The 23,706-nt window shown below is 69.3% G+C and carries 9 protein-coding genes; 5 read left to right on the top strand and 4 right to left on the bottom strand.

Going from position 1 to position 23,706, the window contains the following annotated elements; all coding sequences use genetic code 11:
- Positions 1 to 39 precede the first annotated feature (39 nt).
- The 4 genes from ACFVVI_RS10400 to ACFVVI_RS10385 all read left to right on the top strand — a co-directional run bounded on the left by ACFVVI_RS10400 (position 40) and on the right by ACFVVI_RS10385 (position 2,592).
- On the top strand, positions 40 to 1,119 hold the full coding sequence (locus tag ACFVVI_RS10400; protein ID WP_378991753.1) for a dihydrodipicolinate reductase: 1,080 nt from the start codon (positions 40 to 42) through the stop codon (positions 1,117 to 1,119).
- Positions 1,116 to 1,595 carry a carboxymuconolactone decarboxylase family protein gene (locus tag ACFVVI_RS10395; RefSeq protein WP_378991755.1) on the top strand — a complete coding sequence of 160 codons (480 nt, stop codon included), beginning with the start codon at positions 1,116 to 1,118 and terminating at the stop codon, positions 1,593 to 1,595. Before ACFVVI_RS10400 ends, ACFVVI_RS10395 begins: the two co-directional genes overlap by 4 nt.
- Before the next feature lie 98 nt (positions 1,596 to 1,693).
- Positions 1,694 to 2,104 carry an NUDIX domain-containing protein gene (locus ACFVVI_RS10390; RefSeq protein WP_378630003.1) on the top strand — a complete coding sequence of 137 codons (411 nt, stop codon included), beginning with the start codon at positions 1,694 to 1,696 and terminating at the stop codon, positions 2,102 to 2,104.
- An 8-nt stretch (positions 2,105 to 2,112) separates the two neighbouring features.
- Entirely contained in the window at positions 2,113 to 2,592 is a 480-nt protein-coding gene (locus ACFVVI_RS10385) for a hypothetical protein (RefSeq protein WP_378991756.1), read from the top strand.
- Between the two features lie 9 nt (positions 2,593 to 2,601).
- On the opposite strand, the gene ACFVVI_RS10380 is transcribed toward ACFVVI_RS10385, so the two are convergent.
- The 4 genes from ACFVVI_RS10380 to ACFVVI_RS10365 all read right to left on the bottom strand — a co-directional run bounded on the left by ACFVVI_RS10380 (position 2,602) and on the right by ACFVVI_RS10365 (position 22,089).
- The gene (locus ACFVVI_RS10380) at positions 2,602 to 3,378 is read right to left on the bottom strand and encodes a MerR family transcriptional regulator (RefSeq protein WP_387445010.1); all 777 of its coding nucleotides are present in this window, start codon (positions 3,376 to 3,378) and stop codon (positions 2,602 to 2,604) included.
- A 116-nt stretch (positions 3,379 to 3,494) separates the two neighbouring features.
- Positions 3,495 to 4,610: a serine hydrolase domain-containing protein gene (locus ACFVVI_RS10375; RefSeq protein ID WP_387445009.1), complete on the bottom strand. Its 1,116-nt coding sequence runs from the start codon at positions 4,608 to 4,610 to the stop codon at positions 3,495 to 3,497.
- Between the two features lie 98 nt (positions 4,611 to 4,708).
- On the bottom strand, positions 4,709 to 5,455 hold the full coding sequence (locus tag ACFVVI_RS10370; protein WP_387445008.1) for an alpha/beta hydrolase family protein: 747 nt from the start codon (positions 5,453 to 5,455) through the stop codon (positions 4,709 to 4,711).
- A gap of 179 nt (positions 5,456 to 5,634) precedes the next feature.
- Positions 5,635 to 22,089, bottom strand: coding sequence for an amino acid adenylation domain-containing protein (locus ACFVVI_RS10365; RefSeq protein ID WP_387445007.1), 16,455 nt, complete (start codon positions 22,087 to 22,089; stop codon positions 5,635 to 5,637).
- 263 nt (positions 22,090 to 22,352) lie between these two features.
- Between ACFVVI_RS10365 and ACFVVI_RS10360 the strand changes: the two genes are divergently transcribed.
- On the top strand, positions 22,353 to 23,579 hold the full coding sequence (locus ACFVVI_RS10360) for a PucR family transcriptional regulator (protein ID WP_387445006.1): 1,227 nt from the start codon (positions 22,353 to 22,355) through the stop codon (positions 23,577 to 23,579).
- Positions 23,580 to 23,706: the final 127 nt, after the last annotated feature.

Here is a 23,706-nt window from a genome sequence, read left to right as displayed (position 1 = left end):
ACGCCAGACGACGAACCAAGCGCTTGCTACGGTGGCTCGATGATCCCCACGATCGTCTGGGGCACCGGAAACGTCGGCCGCGCGGCCATCCGTGCCGTGGCTGCCCATCCGGCGCTGGTTCTCACCGGGGTGCTCGTGCACAACCCCGACAAAGTCGGCCGAGACGCGGGCACGCTCGCAGGCCTCGACACCGAATTGGGGGTGGCCGCCGTCGACGACATCGACGCGCTACTCGCCACCGGACCCCAGGCGGTGGTGTACGCGGCGTCCGGAGACATCCGGCCCGACGACGCGCTCGCCGACATCGTGCGGGCGATCCGGGCCGGCGCCGTCGTGGTCACCCCGGCCCTCTACGCCCTCTACGATCCGCGCAACGCACCGGCCGAAATGCGCGAGCCGGTGCTGGAAGCCATTGCCGCGGGCGGTGGTTCGCTGTTCGTCTCCGGGGTGGATCCCGGCTGGGGCAACGATGTGCTGCCGCTGTTGATCAGCGGGCTCGCCGCCACCATCGACGTGGTGCGCTGCCAGGAGATCTTCGACTACTCCACTTACGACCAACCCGACTCGGTGCGCTACCTCGTCGGGATGGGACAGCCGATGGATTACCAGCCGCCGATGCTGATGGCGAGCGTGCCGACGATGGTGTGGGGCGGCCAGATCCGGCTGATGGCCAGAGCATTGGGTGTCGAACTCGACGAGATCCGCGAAACCGTCGACCGGCGCGCCCTCGACGCGACAGTGCAGACCACCCAGATGGGGGCGTTCGACGCGGGCACGCAGGGGGCGGTGCGGTTCGAGGTACAAGGCATCGTCGACGGGCAGGCGCGCATCGTGATCGAGCACGTCACCCGCATCCATCCCAGCTGCGCACCGGACTGGCCGACACCACCCGACGGTGACGGTGCCCACCGGGTGATCATCGAGGGTTCGCCACGCATCGAGGTCAGCGTCGAAGCGACCGATGAAGGCGGCAATCGCGCGGCGGGCGGAAACGCCACGGCGGTGGGACGTTTGGTCAATGCCATCGACTGGCTGGTCGAGGCGCCGCCCGGTCTCTATGACGCACTCGATGTGCCGCTGCGCGCCGCGGTCGGCAAACTCGGAAGGACACCACGATGATCATCGACATTCCCGAGGGCAAAGATCCCATCGGCTACGTATGGGGCGAGATGGTGCCCGGCATCGGCGTCGCCGCGGCGGCATTCTCGCTGTCGGTCTACGAGCACTCCACCCTCGGCCTGCGTGAATTCGAAGCGGCCCGGTTGCGGATCGCCCAGATCAACGGCTGCCTGTTCTGTCAGGACTGGCGCACCGAACGCGACGGACAGAAGGTCGAAGCGGAATTCCCCGATGCCGTCACCCACTGGCGTGACACCGACCGGTTCGACGAACGGACCCGCCTCGCCGCCGAATACGCCGAGCGCTACGCCACCGACCACCACGGCCTCGACGACGAATTCTGGGCCAGGATGTTCGCCGAGTACTCCCAGGCCGAGGTGGTGGAGCTGAGCATGAGCATCGGTTCCTGGCTGGCGTTCGGCCGCCTCAACCGGGTGCTCGGGCTGGACACCGTGTGCGTGCTGCCCGGCCACTGAGCGCCGGGTGCGCCAGAGGTAGCACCGCCTCGCCGGCGGCCGGGCGCCAGGGACTGGGCGACACCGTCGCGCCCGCGCCGATTAAGCTGCGGGCCGTGATGGAACCTGCGAGACAGCAGCTCATCGATACGGTGGCCTGGGTGCTGATCGAGAACGGTCGCATCCTGTGTGCCCGCCCACGCGGCAAGGACGTGTTCTTCATCCCCGGCGGCAAACGGGAAGGCGTCGAGACCGACCTGCAGACCTTGGTCCGCGAGGTCGCCGAAGAACTGACCGTCGAGCTCACGCCCGAGAGCGCCACCCACGTCGGCACCTATGAGGCCGCGATCGCCGACGGGCACGACACCGTCGTCCGGATGGCGTGCTACACCGCCGACTATCGCGGGGTGCTCACGGCAAGCAGCGAGATCGAGGCGCTGGCCTGGTTCGGATTCGGTGACCGCGATCTGGTTCCCCCGGTCGACCAGTTGTTGTTCGACGACCTCGCGGCGGCCGGGTCGCTGCGGTGATCGGCGCGGTGGCACGGTCGGCGTTCTACGAACTGCTGGCACTGCCACTGGCCTTCACCCGGGTGCGGACCCGGCTGCGGGTGCCGCGACTGCTCTTGCGCGAACCTGTCGGCGCCCACGACATTTCCCTGCGACGCTGCCTGATCCAATCGGTGCTCTCCGGTGGTGTCGGGCTGCTCGGCTGGTTCCTCGCGATGCTCAGCGTGCTGGTTCTGGTGCGTGGGTTCGCCTATCCGTTGGTTGCCGCCGACAGTTACCAGACCTCGTGGGGCGGGCCGACGCTGGCGGGCGCGTGGCTGGTGCACGCGGTGTCGGGTGCGTTGATCGCGCCGGCATTCGTCGCGGTGATCGCCCTGTGCGGCCGGTTACAGCTGCGGGTGACGCGGACTGTCCTCGGCGGTGACCGGTCGTGGTGGGCGATTCCGGTCGCCCTGGTTCTCGTGGCGGCGGGCGGGTTGTTCTTCGTCGCGTGGGTGCGGCAGATCTGAGCGTGCGGGTCAGCGAGACCCGGGGATGTAGACGCCGGCGGCCCGCAGCTTCGCCTCGACAAGGGCCGAGAGCCGAGCCGGGGCCGATTCCTGCTCTTCACCGTGGTGGCGGATCAATTTGTAGCGTGTCGCGGCGTCTGTGCGGGCTTGCAGGCCCGTCACGATCTTCAGCTGGTCGGGGTGGGCGAGATAGTGCTCGGCCAGCGCGGTAGCCACTTCCTCGACGCGCGGGTCGTCCGGATCCCAGCTGGCCGATTCCGAGGCGCGCCTGCTCAGGGCGAGGAACTCGGTGTCTTCGAGGGCATTCTCGACATTGGTGAGGTAATCGTCGAAGCCCTCCGGGACCAGCGCTCTGGCCAGCACCCACCCTTCCCTGGCCGCTGCCACCTCCGCCGGGGGAAAGCCTAGGCCGGGTAGGCGCGCGAGCAGCTCCACCGCACGGTCGGGCAGCAGCGTGCGGTCGCCGTCGGCCAGCCGGTGCAGCGTGTCTCGGCGCACGATCAGTTCCTCGATCCGCTCGGTGAGACGCCGTTCGACGTCGGCGAGCTCGGTGGCGAACGCGTCGGCGTCGGCGTCGAGCAGCGATCCGATCTCGGCCAGCGGAACTCCGGCGGCGGCGAGGGTTCTGACCTGCACCAACCGCAACAGTTCGGCCGAACCGTAGCGCCGGTAGCCGGAGCTGTCGCGGGCCGGTTCGTCGAGCAGACCGTTCTTCTCGTAGTGCCGCACGGTCTTGATCGTGACACCGGCGAAAACCGCGGCCTGGCCGATCGTGACGCCGTTCATCATCTGCTCAGTCCGCCTTGTTCGAGGTAGTCCTACTCAGAAAGTTGACCTTGATGGTGCGTCGAGGTCAAGCATCCGGGGCCGCGAGCAGCTGGGCGCGACCCCGGAAGGTGCGTTCAGGCCGTAGCGGCACCGAACACTTCGTCGAGCAGTCGCTGCGTCGCGGCCTGGAACGTCGCCGACATCGACAGGTCGGCGTCGTCGATGTAGTTGAGTGCGGCGGTCATGGTCTTGGTGCCGTCGAGCGTGCTGTACATCAGCGCTGCATGGCCACCGTGGCCGCCGTTGTGGGTGATGACGGTGCCGGTCTCGGTCTGCTGGACGAACACCCCAAGGCCGTAGCCGACCTTGGCTTCGGGGGTGAGCATCTCGGCCAGCAGCGGGGCGGGCAGCAGCGTGCCGCGCAGCAGTGCGGAGAGGAAGGTGTGCAGGTCCTTGCTGGTCGAGATCATGTCGCCGCCGCTGGAAATCCAGGACGGGTTCTGGGAGGTGACGTCGATCGTCTGCTCCACCCCGGCGTCGTCATAGCGGTAGTAGGCGTGGGCGTGCGGTCCGCCGATCTCGGTCGAGGTCTCCGGCACGACGGTGTCGCAGAGCCCGAGCGGGCCCAGGATCAGTCGCTGCATCTCCTCGGCCAGCGAGTGACCGGTGACCGCTTCGATCAACAGCTTGGCGAGCGCGTAATTGGTGTTGGCGTAGCTCCAGTCCGTGCCCGGTTCGAACCGCGCGGGCTTTGCCAATGCCCGCCGTACCAGCTCGTCGGTGTGGTGGGTCTGGAAACGGTTGTCCACCCAGTCTTTGCCACTCCATGCGACGACTCCCGGCGCGCTCGTCCCGTCTTCGTAGAACTCGCCGGTGAAGTTGAAGATCCCGCTGGTGTGCTGCAACAGCATGCGGACGGTGACGCGCGGATCCAACTCGAACCGGGGCAGGTAGTCGACGGCGGGAGCGTCGAGGGCGATCGTGCCCTCGGCTACCAGTTGCAGGACCACGGTCGCGACGAAAGTCTTGGTGTTGCTGCCGATCCGGACGCGCCCGTTGATCGGCGGTGGTGCGCTCTGGCCCAGCTCGCTGCGTCCGGCGCTGCCGACCCACACGCCCTGCTCGTCGTCGACTCGCACGTGCAGGCCGACGAATCCGGTGGCGACGATCTCCTCGATGGTCTGCTGCAGGGTTGGATAGTGCTGTGCGGCAGTGGTTGTGCTCGCTGTGGTGTTCGCGTTCGAAGTCATGAGATGAGCGTCCACGTTGACCCAAGGTCAACCGCAAGAGTGATCTGGGTCACTCGGCGTGTCCGGGTCTGATCGTGCCGGACCCGGACACGCCGGTGTCAGGCTGTTCGGGCCAGGTGGCGGGTCAGGAATTCGGTGGTGGTGTTCAGCTGGAACGCCGGGACCTGGGCGTGCCCACCGGGGTTGGCGTGCAAGGTCTTCTCCGCCGAGCCGAACGCGTCGAACAAGGCGAGCGCGCTGTCACGGTCGACGTATTCGTCGTTCCACTGGAGCAGGAACTCGACGGGGACGGTGATCGAGGCGGCCGCCTCGGTCAGGGATCGGTGACCGAGCAGGCCGAAGACGGCGGCGGAGATCCGGGGGTCCGCCGCGGTCAGCGCGACACCGATGGCGGTACCCAGCGCGGTGCCGCAGTACGCGACGGGGGCGTCGACGCCGATACTCGCAAGTTGCTGCACTGCGTCGAGGGTTGCCTGCCATTCGGGGACGGCGCGCGCGGCCAGCGAAGCGTTGTATTCCACGATGATCGGTGCAACGGGCTCGCCCGCAGCTCGGGCATGCCGCAGCGCGGCAATGAGGTCGTCGTCCGCGGGAGTTCGTGGCCTACCACCGTGGCCGGGAGCGTCGATCGCGACCACGGTGAAGCCGCAGGCGGTGACGAAGTGCTGAGCACGCGCCACGATGCCCGGCGCCTGCTTGTGCTGACCGCCGCCGTGGCCCATCAGCACCACCGGGGCGATGGTGCCGGAATCGGCTGCGCGAGACCAGAGGACGCCGGTGATCTCACCCAGGGTGAAATGGCGTTCGGCGACACCGTTCGACGATGTGTGTGCGGTGAAATGCATGATTGTGCCCTTCGGGAGTGCCTTGTGGGGCGCTCCCGGCGACCTTGGCGTCAGGCGGCCGACCGTGCTGGGCGGGAGCACCCATGGACTACTGCGTTGATGGGTCTCACCTCCTCCTGCGATGTCACGGACACCGCGACGCTACCAGGCCGACAGCGCCGCGCCACACTCGGTTTCGGCTAACCCAGTTCCTTGCGGAGCGTGTCGGCGATGACGGTGAGGGCGTGGTCTTCGGTCATGCGCCAGTGGGTTGCGGCCACCGCATGATTGTCGACGGTGCCGGTCACCGCCTCGGACCAGGACGACGCACCGGTGGTTCCGGTCGGATCACTGTGGGCCGCGGTGAAATAGGTGATGGTGCCGTCGAAACGGCGGGGGTGGTAGGCGGCGTCGAGGGCGACCGAGGTGGTCGCCGCGTCGACGATCCGGTCGATACGGGACGGGTCGACCGCGGCTTGTGGTGCGGAGCGCTCGAACAGCGTCCGGGCGAGCTGGTGGATGTCGACAGGGTCGGCGAGGTCCACCAGCTCGGTGCCGGCGAATCCGCCGAGCAGGTCGGCGGCGGTCACCGTCGTCGCGACAGCCGTCGAAGCCGACGACAGGGTGCTGTCCAGCATGGCCAGCACCGCCACCTGCTCGCCGTCCTCCTGGAGTTGCACCGCCATGGCGTGCGCGATGACACCGCCCAGAGACCAGCCGAGCAGGTGGTAGGGACCTTCGGCCTGCACCGCGCGAATCTCCTTGAGGTAGCGCAGCGCCCATTCCTCGATCGAATCCGGCAGCGGTTCGCTCGAACTCAGCGCCGGTGACTGGAGGCCGTACAGCGGGCGGTCGAGGTGGGCTGCGAGGCCGCTGAAGGACCAGGCGATACCGCTGATGGGGTGGACGCAGAACAGCGGTTCGCCGGTGCCTTCGGTGCGCAAAGGCAGCAGGACGTCGAAAGCGGCGTCGATGCCCGCGCTGTCGGTGCCCTCGGCGCGCAGTGCCGCGACGATGCCCGCCGGGGTGGGGGTGGTGAAGATCCAGGTGACGGGGACGGTCGCGGCCGTCGCGGCACCCAGCTGGGTCGACAGGCGGGTGGCGCTCAGTGAGGTGCCGCCGAGTTCGAAGAAGTGGTCGTCCATGCCGACGCGGTCCAGGCGCAGGACATCGGCGAAGATTGCGGCGACGGTGTGTTCGATGGCCGTGTCCGGGGCCCGATAGGCGCGGGTGGCGAGTGCGGGCGCGGGCAGCGCGGCGCGGTCGAGTTTGCCGGTGTGGGACAGGGGGACTTCGTCGAGCACCGTGATCGTGGCCGGAATCATGTGGGTGGGCAGTGCCTGAGCCGCCCATCGCGCGACACTGTCCACGTCGGCCTCGTGGCCGTGCGAGGCCACCACGTAGGACACCAGAACTGTTTCCCCGGCCTGGTTCTCACGACCGACGGTGACGGCGAAGCCGACGTCGGGATGGGAAGCCAGCACCGCATCGATCTCCTGGAGTTCGATGCGGAAGCCGCGGACCTTGAGCTGGAAGTCGGTGCGGCCGCGGTATTCGAGTTCGCCGTCGGCGCGCCAGGCGGCCAGGTCGCCGGTGCGGTACAGGCGGGTGCCCGCGTGGAACGGGTTGGCGACGAAGCGTTCGGCGGTGAGGTCGGGACGGCCCAGGTAGCCGGTGGCCAGCTGAGTACCCGCGAGGTACAGCTCGCCCGGGACACCGACGGGGACCGGGCGTAGCCGTGCGTCCAGGACGTAGACCTGGCTGTTCCAGACCGGTGTGCCGATCGCGACGGTGGTCGTGTCGGCAGCGCTCACCCGGTGGCAGGTGATCGAGACCGCGGCCTCGGTCGGGCCGTAGACGTTGAACAAGGCGGTGTTCGGCGCCGCGGTGGCGAATCGGCGGGTCAGTGCGACCGGCAGAGTCTCACCGATGGCCAGGACGCGGCGCAGCGAGGCGGGGAGTTGCTCGGTGACCAAGGTGTCGAGCATCGACGGCACGACGTGCAGAGTTGTCACTTCTTCGCGGCGCATCAGGTCGGCGAGGTAGGCCGGATCCCGGTGGCCGTCGGGCGCGGCGAGGACCAGTCGACCACCGCAGATCGCCGCGGACCAGAACTCCCAGACCGACAGGTCGAAGGTGGCCGCGGTCTTGAGGAGCACGCTGTCCTGTGCGGTGAGACCGAATTCAGCTGTCTTCCAGCGCAACTGGTTGACGATCGCGGCGTGAGAGACGGCGACACCCTTCGGGCGGCCCGTCGATCCCGACGTGAAGATCACGTAGGCGGTGTTCGCGGGCCGCAAGGGCGCGCGGCGATCACGGTCGGTGATCGGGGCGGGGCTGTGTGCGGCGAGGTCCACCTGCTCGACACATCGAACACGGGTTGTCGCGAGGTCCTCGGCCGCGCCGAGCCAGGTGTCGGCGTTGGTGAGGACGAGCAGCGGGGCGGCCGTGTCCAGGATGTAGTCGGTGCGCGATCGAGGGTGGTCGGGGTCGACCGGCACGTACACCCCGCCCGCGGTGCTGACCGCGTACATCGCCACGACCAGGTCGATCGATCGCCGCATCGCCAGTGCCACCCGGGTTTCCGGGCCGACGCCCGCGGCGATGAGATAGCGGGCCAGGCGGTTGACCCGGTCGTCGAGATCGGCGTAGGTCAGCCGGGTGTCGTCGGCGACGAGGGCCAGGGCGTCCGGGGCGCGCGAGACGGTCGCATCGAACATCGAGGCGAGGGTCGCGGCCGGATCTGCCTGTCGCGCTGTGTGATTCCAGGTGTCGAGGATCCGGACTCGTTCGGCGGGGGCGAGCAGATCGATGCTGTACAGCGGTGCGCCCGGGTCGGTGACCACCGCGGTGATCAGGCGGGTGAGCCGAGCCAGGAAACCTGCGACCGTGGCCGCGTCGAACAGGTCGGCGGCGTAGGTGCAGTAGCCGGTGATGCCCGCCGGAGAACCCTCGGCGGTGTAGCGGTCGGCCACGATCAGGTGCAGGTCGAACTGGGACAGCTCCCGATCGAGTTCTACCGACGACACACTCGTGCCGGGCAGGTCCATGCGCACCTCGGCCAGGTTCTGGAACGACAAACCGACCTGGAACAGGGGGTGGCGGGCGGTGGAGCGGGCCGGGTTGAGGACTTCCACCAGCCGTTCGAACGGGATGTCGGCGTGGGCGAAGGCAGCCAGGTCGGTGTCGCGCTGGCGGGTGAGCTGTGCGGCGAAGCTCGCACCCGCGTCGACGCGGGTGCGGAAGACCAGGGTGTTGACGAACATCCCGATCAGGTCGTCGAGGGCGGCGTCGCCGCGGCCGGCGACCGGTGTGCCGATGGCGATGTCGGTGGTGCCCGACAGCTCGGCGAGTACCACCGCGAAGGCGGTGTGCACGGCCATGAACAGGGTCGCGCCGTGGGTCCGCGACAGTTCGGCGAGGGCGGCGTGGGTGGCGGTGTCGACGGTGAACGGAACCCGCCCGCCCGCGTAGGACTGGATCGCCGGTCGTGGCCGGTCGCGGGGTAGTTCGAGTTGGTCGGGCAGCTCGGCCAGAGCTTGGCGCCAGTAGGCGAGCTGGGTGGCCGACACCGAGGTGGGATCGGTTTCGTCGCCGAGCAGGGTCTGCTGCCAGATCGCGTAGTCGGCGTACTGCACGGGCAGCGGTGCCCAGGTGGGGCTCTGTCCGTGCGCGCGTGCGGTGTAGGCGATGACGAGGTCGCGGGTGAGGGGCCCGCCGGAGAAGCCGTCACCGGCGATGTGGTGCACGGCCATGGCCAGGACGTGGTCGTCCGGGCCGAGTTCGAACAGGGTGGCACGCAAGGGCACTTCTCGGGTGACATCGAAAACGGTCGACACCAGTGCTGTCACTGCGGGGGTCAGGCTTTCGTCGACGTCCGGGGCGATCGTGGTGACGTGCAGGCGCGGTACATCCGGGTGGTCCGGCGGCAGAACGATCTGGGCCGGTACCTGGTCGACAGCCGGGTAGATCGTGCGCAGGATCTCGTGGCGTGCGACGAGATCGGTGAAGGCCTGCCGCAGCGCGGTGGTGTCGAGTTCGCCGGTCAGGCGGAGCACGACCGGGATGTTGTAGGCGGCGGTTCCGGTATCGAAGCGGTTGAGGAACCACATGCGCTGCTGGGCGGGCGAGAGGGGGATGTGATCAGGTCGTGGGCGCGCCTGCAGGGCGGGTCGACGGGCCGCGCGGGCCAATCCGGCGATCTCGTGCGCGCATTCGGCGACGGTGGGTGCGGCGAACAGCACGCGCACCGGCACCCGGATGTCGAGTGCGGCACCGATCCGAGCGGTCAGGCGGGTGGCGAGCAGCGAGTTGCCGCCCAGATCGAAGAAGCTGTCGTCGGCGCCGACGCGTTCGGCACCGAGCACCTCGGCGAACGCCTCGGCGACGGTACGTTCCAGCCCGGCCGCGGGCGCACGGTAGGTGCGCGTCACGAACTCCGGTGCGGGCAGCGCAGTCCGGTCGATCTTTCCGGCGGCCGAGAGCGGGATACGGTCCAGGACGACGACGGCGGCCGGGACCATGTGCGCGGGCAGCATCGACGCGGACCACCGTGTGATGGCGCCGGGGTCGATCTCGCGGCCTGTCACATACGAGACCAGCACGGTGTCCCCGGCGGGGTTCTGCGTGCCGAGCGTGAGAGCGAAACTCACCTGCGGGTGCCGCAGCAGGACGGCGTCGATCTCACCGGGCTCGATCCGGAAGCCGCGGATCTTGATCTGGAAGTCGGTGCGGCCCAGGTATTCCAGCTCGTAGGTGTCGCCGTGCACCCAGCGGACGAGGTCGCCGGTGCGATACATGCGTGCGCCGGGTCCGGCCCAGGGGCAGGCGAGGAAACGATCCGCGGTGGCGGCGGGGCGGCCACGGTACCCGCGTGCGAGTGCGGGACCCGCGAGGTAGAGCTCACCGGTGGCGCCCACCGGCACCGGGTGCAGACGGGCGTCGAGGACCACGGCCCGCATGCCCGGCACGGGGCGACCGATCGTGACGAGGTCCCCGGCACGCAGCACCGAGTAGGTCGCGCCGATGGTTGCCTCGGTGGGACCGTAGCCGTTGAGGAAGCTGCGGCCCGGTTGCCACGTGGCCAGCAGTTCGGGGGCGGTGGCTTCGCCGCCGGCGGACACGCACCGCAGGTCGGGCAGGGTGGTCGGGTTCAGGGTGCTCAGCAGGGCGGGGGTGATGATCGTGTGCGTCACCTGTTCGGTGCGCAGCAGGTCGTCGAGGTCGATGCCGCCCAGGGTGTCGGGCGGGGCGATGACCAGGGTGGCGCCGTGGTGGAAGGCGGTGGCGAGTTCCTCGATCGACTGGTCGAAGCTGGGTGAGCAGACGTGCAGCATGCGGTGGTCGTGGCGCAGGCGCATCAGGGCCGCCGAGTGGGTGACGAGGGCGCCGAGTCCCGCATGGGTGACCGAGACGCCCTTGGGTGTGCCGGTGGAGCCGGAGGTGTAGATCACGTAGGCGATGTTGTCGCGGCGCAAGGGTGCTCGGCGGTCGCGGTCGCGTACCGGGGTCGACGAGCGGGCGGCGGTGCGGACCCGGGCGGCCGGTTCGTCCAGCGCCAGCCAGCGCAGCGATCCGGGCAGGCTGTTCGCCCTCGCGGCGACCGTGAGGCCGATGGTCGCGCCGGAGTCGGCGAGCATGTGACGGACACGGTCTTCGGGGTAGTTCGGGTCGACGGGAAGGTACACGCCACCCGCTTTGGCGATGGCCCAGAACGCGAGGATCGACTCGTAGGAGCGCGGGATCGCCGAGGCGACGACTGTTTCCGGGCCGATTCCCTCGTCGATGAGGACTCGGGCCAAGCGTGAGGAATCGGCGTCGAGGGTGCCGTAGGTGTAGGTGTTCGCGGTGTCGCGCACGGCGATTCGATGCTGGCCGTAGCCGGTGCCGCGCACGAGCAGCTCGGGCAGGGTGGAGGTGGCCGACGGAGTCGGGCTGTCGCCGAGATGAGTCAAGAAGGTGTACTCGGCGTGATCGGACAGCGGTAGATCACCGGCCGGGATCCGTGGGTCGGCGGCGATCGCGGTGAGCAGCCGGGCCAGGCGCCGCACGAACGTGTCCGCTTCGTGGTCATCGAAAACGGTTCGGGCGAACGACATCTCGATCGCCGCGCCCGACGTCGTCTCGAGCACCGTCACGAGGAGTTCGCCGGCTGTCACGGCGTCGTCCCCGGGCAGGGTGTGCCGCGCATCCGAACCGGCTGCGGTCGTCGCCGCGGCGGGCACGGGCAACGGGGCGTCCGATGAGCCGGTGGACGGTACTTCCAGCGACACCTGTCCCAGCGCGCGGGGCTCGACGCCGAGCAACTCGGCGAAGTCCGCGAGCGGGATTCCCGCATGAGCCAGCGCCAGCGTCTCGGCCTCGTGTGCCCGCGTGAGCAGATCGAGGAAGGGCGCCGCGAGATCGATGGTGATGCGCAGCAACAGATCAGGAGTGCGGGTTCGGATCACGATGTCGTCGGATGCCGTGAGTCGCGCGAGGAGTACAGCCAAGGCGGTGCCGACCAGCGATTGCCTGCTCACGTTCGCGGTGCCGGCGAGTTCATGGAGGGCTCGGTGCACCGTCGTCGGGACGGTCGACCTGGCACAACCGTGCTCGGCGAGGCAATTGTCCGCATGCCCACTGTGCGCGCGCGAGAGGTCGGGGCGTGCGCCGCCGGCGACCACATGGTCGGTGGGCAGGACCAGGCGAGCCGGCAGGTCGGCCAACGTCTGGCGCCAGTAGCGGGATCGGGTGATCGGGTCGGCGTGGTCGGTGGTGAGCTGGTGGGCGAGGTCGACGACAGGCGTGGTCGGGGCGGCGACGAGGTTGTCGATCGCCGTGCGGAGACGGTCGGTGAGCGCGCGAGCCGCGAGATCGGAGACGAGGTCGCGGCGGTACTTGATCTGCACCTGGGTGCGGGCACCGAGGAAGACCAGGACCGTGATCGGGTAGTGGGTGTGGTCGGCGCCGTGCAGGTCGTCGATGCTCAGGTCGTCGAGCGCGCCGCCTGCCTGTTGGAGACCTTCGACGTCGACGGGGTAGGACTCGAAAGCGAGCATGGTGTCGAAGAGTTCGCCCGGTCCCGCGACGCGCTGGATCGCGCCGAGGCCGAGGTGGTGGTGATCGAGCAGGGAGGCCTGCTCGGCTTGGACGGCGCGGATCAGGTCACCGACGGTGGCGGTGGGGTCGATGCGCACCCGCACCGGGACCGCGTCGACGAACAGCCCGATCATGTCGCCGACGCCGTCCAGCTGGGGCGGGCGCCCGGACACGGTCGCACCGAACACGACATCCTCGCGTGCGGTGCTCGCGGCGACGACCAGGCCCCAGGCTGTTTGGAACACGGTGTTCGCGGTGACCTCGGCGGCCGCGGCGACGGCGGTCAGCGCGGACGTCCGCGCGGCGTCGAGTTCGAACTCGCACAGGCCGTAGCCGTGGCCGGTCGCCGGCGGCCAGGTGAGCTCGGGGGCGATCATCGTCGCCGACACCCCGTCGAGGACCTCCGACCACGCGCGCTCGGCGGCGGTGCGGTCCTGGCGGGTGAGCCAGGCGAGGTAGTCGCGGTAGGGGCGCACCGGCGGCAGCGGGGTCGCGTCGCCGTGGGTGGCGTAGAGGACGAGCAGTTCCTTCATCAGCAGCGGCATGGACCAGCCGTCGAGGAGGATGTGATGGCCGGTCAGGACGAGATGGCTGCGCCCGGAACCGATGGTGTACACCGTGAATCGCAGCAGCGGCGCGATCGTGGGGTCGAAACCTGCCTGTTGATCGGCGGCGAGCAGAGCGGGCAGCTCGGTGTCGGTGGCTTCGACGATCCGCAACGGTGCCTCGACGGCGTCGGCGACGAGCTGAACGGGGGTGCCGTCGGGGGTGGTGACGAAGGCCGAGCGCAGGTTGGCGTGCCGGTTCAGCACCGTCGCGGCCGCGTGGCGAAGCCGGTCGATGTCGAGCTCGCCGGTCAATTCGGCCATGAGCTGGATGACGTAGGCGTGGACCGACTCGTCGAGCATCTCGCCCAGCGCGAGCAACGAGTGCTGCAACGGCGACAGCGGCAGCACATCCGACAGACCCGGGTGGGTCGTGCGCCAGGTGTCGAGGTCGTTTTGCGAAACCTGTACCAGGGCAACATCGGAGGGGGTCAGCCCGCCCGCGGACGGGTGGAGGGTGTGGTCGGCCAGTGCGGTGAGCCAGCTCGTCCAGTCGTCGGCCAGCTCCTGGACCTCGGACTCGGACAGGATGCCGGTGGCGTAGCGGAAGTCCGCCCGCAGTCGCGGCCCGGTGTCGGTGGTGACGGCGATCGCGTTGATGTCGAGAACGGTGTGCGCGGGCAGGGTGGGGTCGTAGTCGACGGCGATGTCACCGAGGTCGGCGGTGGGCAGCCACGCGGTCTCGTTGGTGGTCTGCGCCGCGGTGCTCGCGCGACCCAGGTAGTTGAAGCCGATCTGGCCGATGGTGCCGGACAACCGGTTTCGGGTGTGCGGGTTCCGGCGCAGCACACCGAAGCCGATGCCGTTGTCCGGCACGGCCAGCAGCTGTTCTTTGACGGTGCGCATCGTCGCGGCGAGGGCTTCGTCGTCGAAGACCGCCGGCGTGATCGCGGACAGGTCCAGGGCAACGGGGTAGACGGTGGTGAACCAGCCGACGGTGCGGGTCAGATCCGCGCCGGGGACGGCGTCCTCCTGGCGGCCGTGGCCTTCGAGTCGCAGTCGCAGAGTGGGAGCGTCGACACCGCGCCGGGCACGCCAGACCCGCACGGCCAAGGCCAAGGCCGCGAGCAGCGGGTGATCGGCGCCTGCCCGGTATTGCGCGGGCAGCGTCGTGAGCAGGGGTTCGGTGATCTCGGCGGGGATCTGCACGGTGATCGACCGCATCGTCGCCTCGGTATCGAGGCTGCTGTCGACCGCGCGGGCGCCGAGCAGCGGGTCAGGGGTGGACAGGACCTGTTGCCAGTGGTCGAGTTCGGCGGTGCGCTCGACGGTGGCGAGGCCGTGCGCCCATCGGCGGAACGACGTACCGACCGGCGGCAGGGCGATCCGCTGACCTGCTGCGTACTGGGCCCAGGCCACGACCAGGTCGGGGAGCAGGATCCGCCAGGAGACACCGTCGATGACGTAGTGGTGGGCGGCGACCGCCAGGACATCGCGAGCGCCGTGCCTGCGGATCCAGGTGAAGGCGATCATGCGGGCGGTGGCGGGATCCAGCGCCGAGAGCGCCGAATCCATGGCGGCCGTGCCGATTCGGGTCAGCTCATCCGGTGTGAGCGCCGAGAACGCGTCGATCTCGGTGATCAGAGAGTCCGCGTCGACACGATGGGGTGGCAGGACTTCGAACTGCCAGTCATCGCTGTCGCGTCGCAGGCGCGAGCGCAGCATGTCGTGGTGGCGCAGGACCGCGGCGATGATGGCGACCAGAGCTGGGCGGTCGATGTTCTCGGGGAGTGCCAGGACCATGGTCTGGGCGAAACGGTCGCTGGAACCGGTGGTCAGGAACTCGGCAAGGACCGGCGTCAACGCGATATCGCCGATGCCCCCACCGGGCAGTTTCGCCAGCACGGGCGACTGTGGGCTGTCGAGCGCGGCGATGTCGGACAGCTTTGCCACGGTGCGGTGTTCGAACACGTCACGGGTGGCGAAGACGATGCCCGCGGCACGGGCCAGCGACACCAGCTGGATCGACAGGATGCTGTCGCCACCGAGTGCGAAGAACGAATCGTGCACGCCGACGCGCGGTATGCCGAGGACGCGGGCGAACAGCTCGGCCAGCAGGGTTTGACTCGCACCGATGGGTGCCGCGGTGGGCGCGGTGGCGACGACCGGTTCGGGCAGGGCGTTGCGGTCGAGTTTGCCGTTGGAGGTCAGGGGCAGTGCGTCGAGCACCACGATCGCCGACGGCACCGCGTGCGCGGCCAGGCGGTCGGTGGCGTACGCGGTGAGGACGAGGGGGTCGGCGCAACGATCCGGTGCCGCGAGCACATAGGACACCAGCGTGGTCGATCCGGCGGGGCTCCGACGTCCGATGGTCACCGCGAATTCGACATCGGGGTGGCTGACGAGCACGGCATCGATCTCGCCCGGTTCGATCCGGAAACCGCGCACCTTCACCTGGGTGTCGGCACGGCCGAGGTAGTCGATGTCGCCGGTGTCGCGCAGGCGCACCAGGTCGCCGGTGCGGTACATGCGGGTGCCGGGCGCACCCCACGGGTCGGGGACGAATCGGGCCGAGGTCGTCGTCGGCTGATTGCGGTAGCCGCGCGCCAACGCGCGCCCGCTCAGATAGAGCTCGCCGGTGACACCCGGAGGGACCGGGTTCAGGCGGGTGTCCAGGATCATCGCGTGTGTGCCGTGCACGGGGGCACCGATCGAGATCGGTTGTCCGGCAGTGAGTTCGGCGTAGGACGAGATGATCGTGGTCTCGGTGGGGCCGTACCCGTTGAGGTAGCGGCGGCCGGGCTGCCATTTCGCGAGCAGTTCCGGGGTGGTCACGTCGCCGCCGACGGACAACGATTCCAGTGCGTGCAGACCGGCCGGGTCGAGGGTGCCCAGGACGGCGGGGGTGATGATGGCGTGGGTGACGGACTCGGCGGCCAGCAGATCCGCGAGTTCGATCCCACCCGCGATGTCGGACCCGACGACGACCAGCGTCGCGCCGGTGGTGAAGGCGCACAGCCATTCGAGCACGGAGGGGTCGAACCAGGGGGCGCAGATGTGCAGGAAGCGGTGCTCGGATTCGAGGCGGTAGCGGCGGACCGCCTCCTCGACCAGCGGTGCCAGACCGGCGTGGGTCACGGTGACGCCCTTGGGCAGACCTGTGGAGCCGGAGGTGTAGATGAGGTAGGCGGGGTGGTCGACGCGCAGGGGTGCGCGGCGGTCGGCGTCGGTGATCGGTGTCGTCGGGTGGGTGGTGGTGACTCGGTCGAGGTCGTCGGGTGTGAGCCAGGCGGGCTCGTCGGGCAGGTCGCCGAGGTGCGCGGCGGCGGTGATGCCGAGTATCGCGCCCGAGTCGGTGACCAGGTGCTGGAGGCGATGCGCGGGATTGCGCGGGTCCATCGGCACATACACCCCACCCGCCGCGGCGATGGCGAGCGCGGCCGCGACCATGTCGTAGGACCGGGGAAGGGCAACGGCGACAGCGACTTCGGGGCCGACGCCTTGGGCGATCAGTTCGCGGGCCCAGCGGGTGGTCCGCTCGGTCAGTTCGCCGTAGGTGATCGAACGACTCTCGTGCCGGACGGCGATCCTGTCGAGGCCCAGCGCGTTGCCGCGTGCGATCAGGTCGGGGAACAGGGCGGTGTCGGTGTCGGTGTCGGTGTTGCGCGCTGTGAGGGCCGATTCTTCCGCGGCATCGAGGATGGCGAGATCGCCGACAGCGGTATCCGGGCGCTCGATCGCGTCCGCCAGCAGGCGAATCAGGCGCTGCGCGAACACGTCGACCGTTGCCCGGTCGAACAGCGCACTCGCGTAAACGAATTCGGCGGTGATGGGACCGGCCGGGCGGTCGCTGGCGGCGACACCTGGTCGGTGCTCATCCGCGGCGCCTGATCGTCGATGGTCGTCGGAGCTCGGGGCGCGCAGCGACAGGACGAGGTCGCGCTCCACGGCAGCCACAGTCGGGCATTCGTCCGACATCACAGTGACCCGCACCAGTGGCCCCGCCGCGTCGCCGACGGCCTGGAGATTACTGTGCGACAACCCGTTTCGCCTGAATGCTCGCCGGGCGACCGTGGTCGCCTCAGCCAGCAGCTCGTCGACACAGGTCGCGCCGCACACCGGCAGTCGCAACACCAGGCGGGCATCCGGAGACTGCGGGCACGGGGTGTCGATCGCGATGTCTTCGGTGTTGGCCAACCGGGCCAGCAGCACCGCGAAGGCCGTGTGCACGAGGCTGAAGACCGTCGTGTCGCGGGCAGCGGCGAAGTCCCGCATGCGGTGATGGAGTTCGGCGGGAATCTCGAAGCCGATGCGGGCATCGGCCCGCACGGGGCCCGTGGGGCGGGCGCGATCTGTCGGGAGGTCCAGTTCGGCAGGCAGGTCCGCGAGGACGCGATGCCAGTAGCCGGCCTCCGCGATCGGATCGTTGTGCTGGTCGAGGGTGTCCAGGAGCTGTGCGGCGGTCTGGTCGGGTGTGTGGAGGAAGGCGTCGAGGGTGGCGCGGAGGCGGTGCGCGAGAGCTTGTGCGATGCCGGTGTCGATCAGGTCCAGGCGGTACTGGAGGCCGACGCGAATCCCCTCGCCCACCTCGACGCCCACGGCCACCGGGTAGTGCGTGGCGTTGGCGGCTCGAATATCGACGATCTCGAGGCCGTCGATGGAGCCGTGCGCGCGTCGCATTCCCTCGGTGTCGACCGGATAGGACTCGTAGGCCATGAGCGTGTCGAACAGCTCGCCCGTGCCCGCGGCCCGCTGGATCTCGGCGAGACCGAGGTGATGGCCGTCCAGCACGGCGATCTGCTCGGACTGTAGCTGCGACAACATGTTCCGCAACGGCTCGGACTCGGTGAAACGGACGCGAACGGGGATGGTGTTGGCGAAGAGTCCGACCATGGTGTCGACGCCGTCCAACTGTGGCGGGCGACCCGAGACCACCGCACCGAACACCACGTCGTCGCGGCCGAACGCACCGGCCAGCACCACACCCCATGCCGCTTGGAACAGGGTGTTGACCGTGACGTCGTTGGCCGCGGCGCAGGCCGCCAAGTCCTCGGCCTCCGCCGGTGACAGCTCGACGGGGCACATCCCGTGGCCCTCGCACGGCTCGGTCGGCGGCGCGACCACGGTGGTCAGCAGGGTCGGGGTGTGCTCGGTCAACGCCTCGCGCCAGCCGCGCAACGCGGCGGAACGGTCTCGGCCCGCGAGCCAGGCGAGGTAGTCACGGTAGGGGCGTACCCGCGGCAGCACCGCCGGGGCGCCGTCGGTGGCGTAGCAGAGCAGTAGTTCCTGCATCAGCAACGGCATCGACCAGCCGTCGACGAGGAGGTGGTGCGCGGTCAACACCAGATGCATGCCGTGGGTGCGGCGGTACAGCGTGAAGCGCAGCAGCGGCGCAGTGGAGAGTTCGAAACCGATCCGCGTCTCGGCGGCCAGGAATTCGTCGGCATCGTCGAGTTCGGTGTCGATGATCTGCCACGGCACCGCGACACCCTCGGCCACGAAACCGACCGGTGTGCCCGCCGCCGACGATCCGAAGGCCGTGCGCAGGATCGCGTGGCGGTCGAGGACGCTTCGGGCGGCTCGGCGCAGGCGGTCGGTGTCGACCTCGCCGGTCAGTTCGACCGCGAGCTGGACCAGATACGGGTCGGCCGGCGACACCTGGGCGAGGAAGAACAGTCCGAGCTGCAGCGGCGCCAGGGGCAGCACATCGGTCAGGTGCGGGCGTTCGTGATGCCAGGTGTCGAGTTCTGCCTGGGTGACCTGGACCAGCGGCACGTCGGCGGGCGAGAGTCCACCGGCTGCCGGATCGCGCAGGTGTTCGGCGAGGATCGTCAGGGCCGCGGTCCAGCAGTCGGCCAGTTCGCGCACCGACGCCTCGTCGATGATGCCGGAGGCGTAGGAGAACGACGCGCGCAAAGTCAGGCCGGCGTCGGTACCGGTGGCGAGGGCGTTGATGTCGATGACGGCGGCAGCGGGCAGATCGGGGTCTTGTTCGGCGACGGGCTCGCCCCACCCGGCGGTGGGTAGCCAGCTGGGGTCGGTATCGCCGAGATCGCCCGCGGTGATCCGGCCCAGATAGTTGAAGCCGACCTGGCCGAGGGGGCCGTCGAGCCGCGATGCCGATTCCGGGTCCAGATGGCGGAGCATGCCGAAACCGATGCCCTTGTGCGGCACCGCACGCAGCTGTTCCTTGATGGCCTTGACGACGGCGGCCGTGGCGTCGCCACCGTGCCACGCGGCGTCGCCCTCGACCTCGCTCAGGTCGAGGGCGATCGGATACATGCTGGTGAACCAGCCGACCGTGCGGGTCAGATCGGCGCCGTCGACCGCGGACTGTTCGCGGCCGTGGCCTTCCAGGCGGACGCGGGTCGTGGGGGCGTCGACACCGCGTCGGGCCCGCCACCTACGCACAGCCATGGCCAGGGCGGCGAGCAAGCCGTCCTCGGCGCCCGCGCGGTACCGGGTGGGCAGGTCGGTCAGGATCGCCTGGGTGATGTCGGCGCGAACTTCGACGGTGATGGTTCGCACCGTTGACGCGGTATCGCGGGAGTCGAGCGGGCGATCGCCGAGCAGCGGGTCGGGTACCGACAGGGTCCGGCGCCAGTGGTCGAGTTCCTCGCGCCTGTTCGGCGCCGCCTCGGTCAGGCCGTGCGCCCAGCGACGAAACGACGTGCCGACCGGGGGCAGGACGACACGTCGGCCGACCTGGGCCCCCGCGGCGACCAGGTCCGACAACAGGATTCGCCACGACACTCCGTCGATCGCCGCGTGGTTGGCCGCGACGATCAAACCGTCGGGGCCGTCCGGACGAGCGAGCCACGCGAAGCCGATCATCCGGTACGCCTGCGGGTCCAGCGCCGCGAGCACGGAATCCATCGCGGCGTCGGCGATCTCACCGAGCGCGTCGGTGCCTGCCGGGACATCGACGCGCTGGAGCAGGTCGCCCACGTCCACCGCGCCCGGCGGCAGAGTGTGCAGCTCCCACTGCCCGTCGACCTGTCGCAGACCAGCCCGCAGCATGTCGTGGTGGTCGATCACCGCGGTGAGGGTGTTCACCAGGGCATTTCGGTCGATACCGGCAGGCAGGGCCAACACCATCTGCTGGGTGAACCGGCCGAACACTCGCCCACCGGCCAGCGACGCGGCCAGCACCGGCGTCAACGGCATCATGCCCACACCGCCGCCGGGCAGTTCGGTCAACGTGGGCGCGGACTCGGCACCCACCACCGCCACCCGCGCCAGCCCGGCGACGGTGCGGTGCTCGAACACGGCCTGCGGGGTGAACGTGATGCCGGCATTGCGCGCGCGCGACACGAGCTGGATGGACAGAATGCTGTCACCACCGGCGGCGAAGAACGAATCCTCGGCACCGATCTGCTCCAGACCCAGGATCTGGGTGAACAGTTCGGCGATGGCGGTCTCGACCGGGCCCTCGGGCGCACGCGAACCCACAGCCCCGAAAACCGGTGCGGGCAGGGCGTTGCGGTCGAGTTTGCCGTTGGGGGTCAACGGGATCTCGTCGAGGGTCATCAGGACGGTCGGCACCATATGGGAGGGCAGGGAGGTGCCCACGAAGCGCGCTACCGCGTCGGCGTCGATCGACTTGCCTTGCTGGGCAAGCACATACGACACCAGCACGGTCGCCCCCGAGTCGGCTTTCGTGCCGAGAGTGACCGCGTACTCGATGTCGGGGTGGGCGGTGAGCGCGGCGTCGATCTCGCCGAGTTCGACGCGGAAACCGCGGATCTTGACCTGGAAATCGGAGCGGCCGAGGTATTCGATGTCACCGTCGGCGGTGCGCCGGACCAGGTCGCCGGTCCGGTACATGCGGGAATCGGTGAAAGGTGAGGCGACGAATCGTTCAGCGGTGAGCGCGGGCCTGCCCCGATAACTCTGGGCCAGCGCGGGCCCGAACAGATACAGCTCACCCGCCACGCCCGCGGGAACCGGGCGCAGGCGCGAATCCAGCACTGTCGCACCGACTCCGGCGAACGCCGTGCCGATCGTGATGGGCTGTCCGGGTCGCAGTGCGGTGGTGCCGGTGGCGAGGATGGTGGCCTCGGTCGGGCCGTAGCCGTTGAAGAAGGCACGCCCGTCGGCCCAGCGCTCGACCAGGGTCGGGCCGAAAGCATCGCCCGCTACGACGACGACACGCAGGGCATCCAGGTCGCGGGGGTCGACAGATTCCAACGCCGCCGGGGTGATCAGCAGGTGGGTCACGCGTTCGCGGCGCAGCAGCTCGGCGAGTTCGGGGCCGCCGAAGACCGTCGACGGTGAGACCACCAGCGTGGCACCGGAGTTGAATGCCACCAGCAGCTCGAGTACCGAGACGTCGAAGTTCGGCGAACACACGTGCAGCACGCGGTCGCCTTCGTCGACCGAATAGCGTTCCCGGGCGGCCGCGACCAAGGCACCGAGACCGGTGTGGGTGACGACCACGCCTTTGGGACGCCCGGTCGAACCGGAGGTATAGATGACATAGGCCGGGTGCTGATCGATCAGCGGACGAACTCGGTCGAGGTAGGAGATCGGGTGGGCGGGGTAGGTGGCGATGCGGTCGCGCTGGGCCGGGGCGTCGATGTCGAGCCAGTCGACCGAATCGCCCAGCATCTCCCGATGTGGCGTGCCGGTGAGCCCGAGGACGGCGCCGGAGTCTTCGAGAAGATAGGCGATCCGCTCGGCGGGCAGCGCCGGATCGACAGGGACGTAGGCAGCGCCGGTCTTGGCCACCGCCCACACCGCCGCCACCGACTCGATCGACCGGGTGAATCCCAGCGCGACGACATCGCCGGGACCGATGCCGCGCGCGATCAGGTCTCTGGCCAGTTGGGACGAGTACTCGTCGAGTTGGGTGTAGGTGAGTTCGCGGCGTGCACCGTCGACCGGGGTACAGGACACAGCGACGGCATCACCGGCGGTGTCGACCGCCGCGGTCAGCAGCTGAGGGAAGAGGGGAGCACTCGACTTTCGGTTGCCTCGACCGCGCGGCGCACGACGAACTTCACGTGGAGAGGTGCGCGCTTCACGCATTCGAGTACAACATCCTTCAGCTAACCGGCCCACAGCTCTGCGATGACCCACGAACCCTGTCGGATTCGGCCTACCGGGGCGGACCAGTGTCGAACAAGCAAGAAGGAGTCGATATCGGGGCGTTCGGCGACCATGACACCACATGTCACGCTGTCACGACCACATGACCGGTTTGTTTATCGACGCCGAGACCGAATCGACCAGAAATTTGTGCGGATGGCACAATGCCGTCGACGGTTTTTGTTCAACGGACGGAAGCGCGCATGGCGGCATACGGATCCCTGGTGTGGGTGGGACAGGCCCTGGGCCCGCGCGTCGACGCCATCACCGCCGACCTCATCCGGGTGACCGAGCAGATGATCCCGCTCAACGACGTCGCCGCCGATCTGGCCGAGATGCGAGCCGCCAGCATCGCCGAGAACATCGCCGCCGTGCAGTACGTGCTGGCGAACGGCATCGACCCGGCCACCGCAGGCCCGCCCCCCGGGGCCGCCGCCTACGCCCAACGGCTGGCCCGGCGCGGTGTGCCGCTAACGATCCTGCTGCGCGCCTACGGGCTCGGGCAGTACCGGATCCTCGACGCCGCGATCGGGCTCGTCCTGGCCGTTCCCGGCCCTGACCAGCCCGCCCGGATCGCCGAACTGCTCAAATTCGCGGGCACCTACCTGGATCGCCTCAATTCGTCGATGGGGCGGATCTACGAGGCCGAACGGGACCGCTGGCTCAGCAGCCGCCAAGCCGCACGCCAGCAATGGATCGCACGGTTGCTCGACAACGACGATGTCGATGTCGCCGCCGCCCAGGAAGTGCTGGGCTACCAACTCGATCAGTGGCACTACGCCACTGAAGTGTGGTCGACGGTCACCGGCGCGGAGGCTGTGCGCGCGCTCGAGCAGGCCCGACAGCTGCTCGCCGCGGCGATGGGTACCGGTGGCGCCGAATTGGTCGCCGCGTCGGGAGACCGCGCCATGTGCCTGTGGTTCCCGACCGGACAGCCCTGCGCGGTCGAGGAACTCACCGCCCAGCTCGCGGCTTCCGGCTTGCCGATACGGGTAGCGCTCGGGCCGGTCGGCGAGGGGCTGCCGGGCTTCCGGCGCTCGGCCCGCAGCGCGGCACGGGCCAAGGCGCTCGTCGTCTCGGCCGGGGAGACCGCGCCCACTGTGGTCGACTACGACACGATCGCGCCCTTCGCGCTGCTGTCCGACGATCCCGACGAGCTGACCGGCCTCGTCCACCGCGTCCTCGGATCGCTGGCAGGCGACGGCGCCAAAGTGGAACTCTTGCGCAACACTCTCGAGGTGTTCCTCGCCGAAGGCGCCAGCTACTCGCGCACCGCCCGCGTCCTCGACGTCCACCGCAACACCGTCCAGTACCGCATCCAACAGGTCACCGGCCGCTACGGCATCGCCGTCGAGACCGACACCTTCGAACTACGCTTCGCCCTGGGCATCTGCCGCTGGTACCCCCACGTTCTGACTCGGACAATCTGAGCCCAGCTGGTTTGTGCGGGACGCACAGCCGGGCGGGCGCAACCATCGGGTCGGTGACCAGCTCGACGCCGTACGAGGTGCCATCGCCCGAATCGGGTGGGAATGGCACTGACAGTGGCGATCTCGA

The sequence above is a fragment of the Nocardia sp. NPDC058114 genome, from assembly GCF_042884695.1.
In the GTDB taxonomy this organism is placed as follows: Bacteria; Actinomycetota; Actinomycetes; order Mycobacteriales; family Mycobacteriaceae; genus Nocardia.
This window is presented reverse-complemented; position numbering and strand designations above follow the sequence as displayed.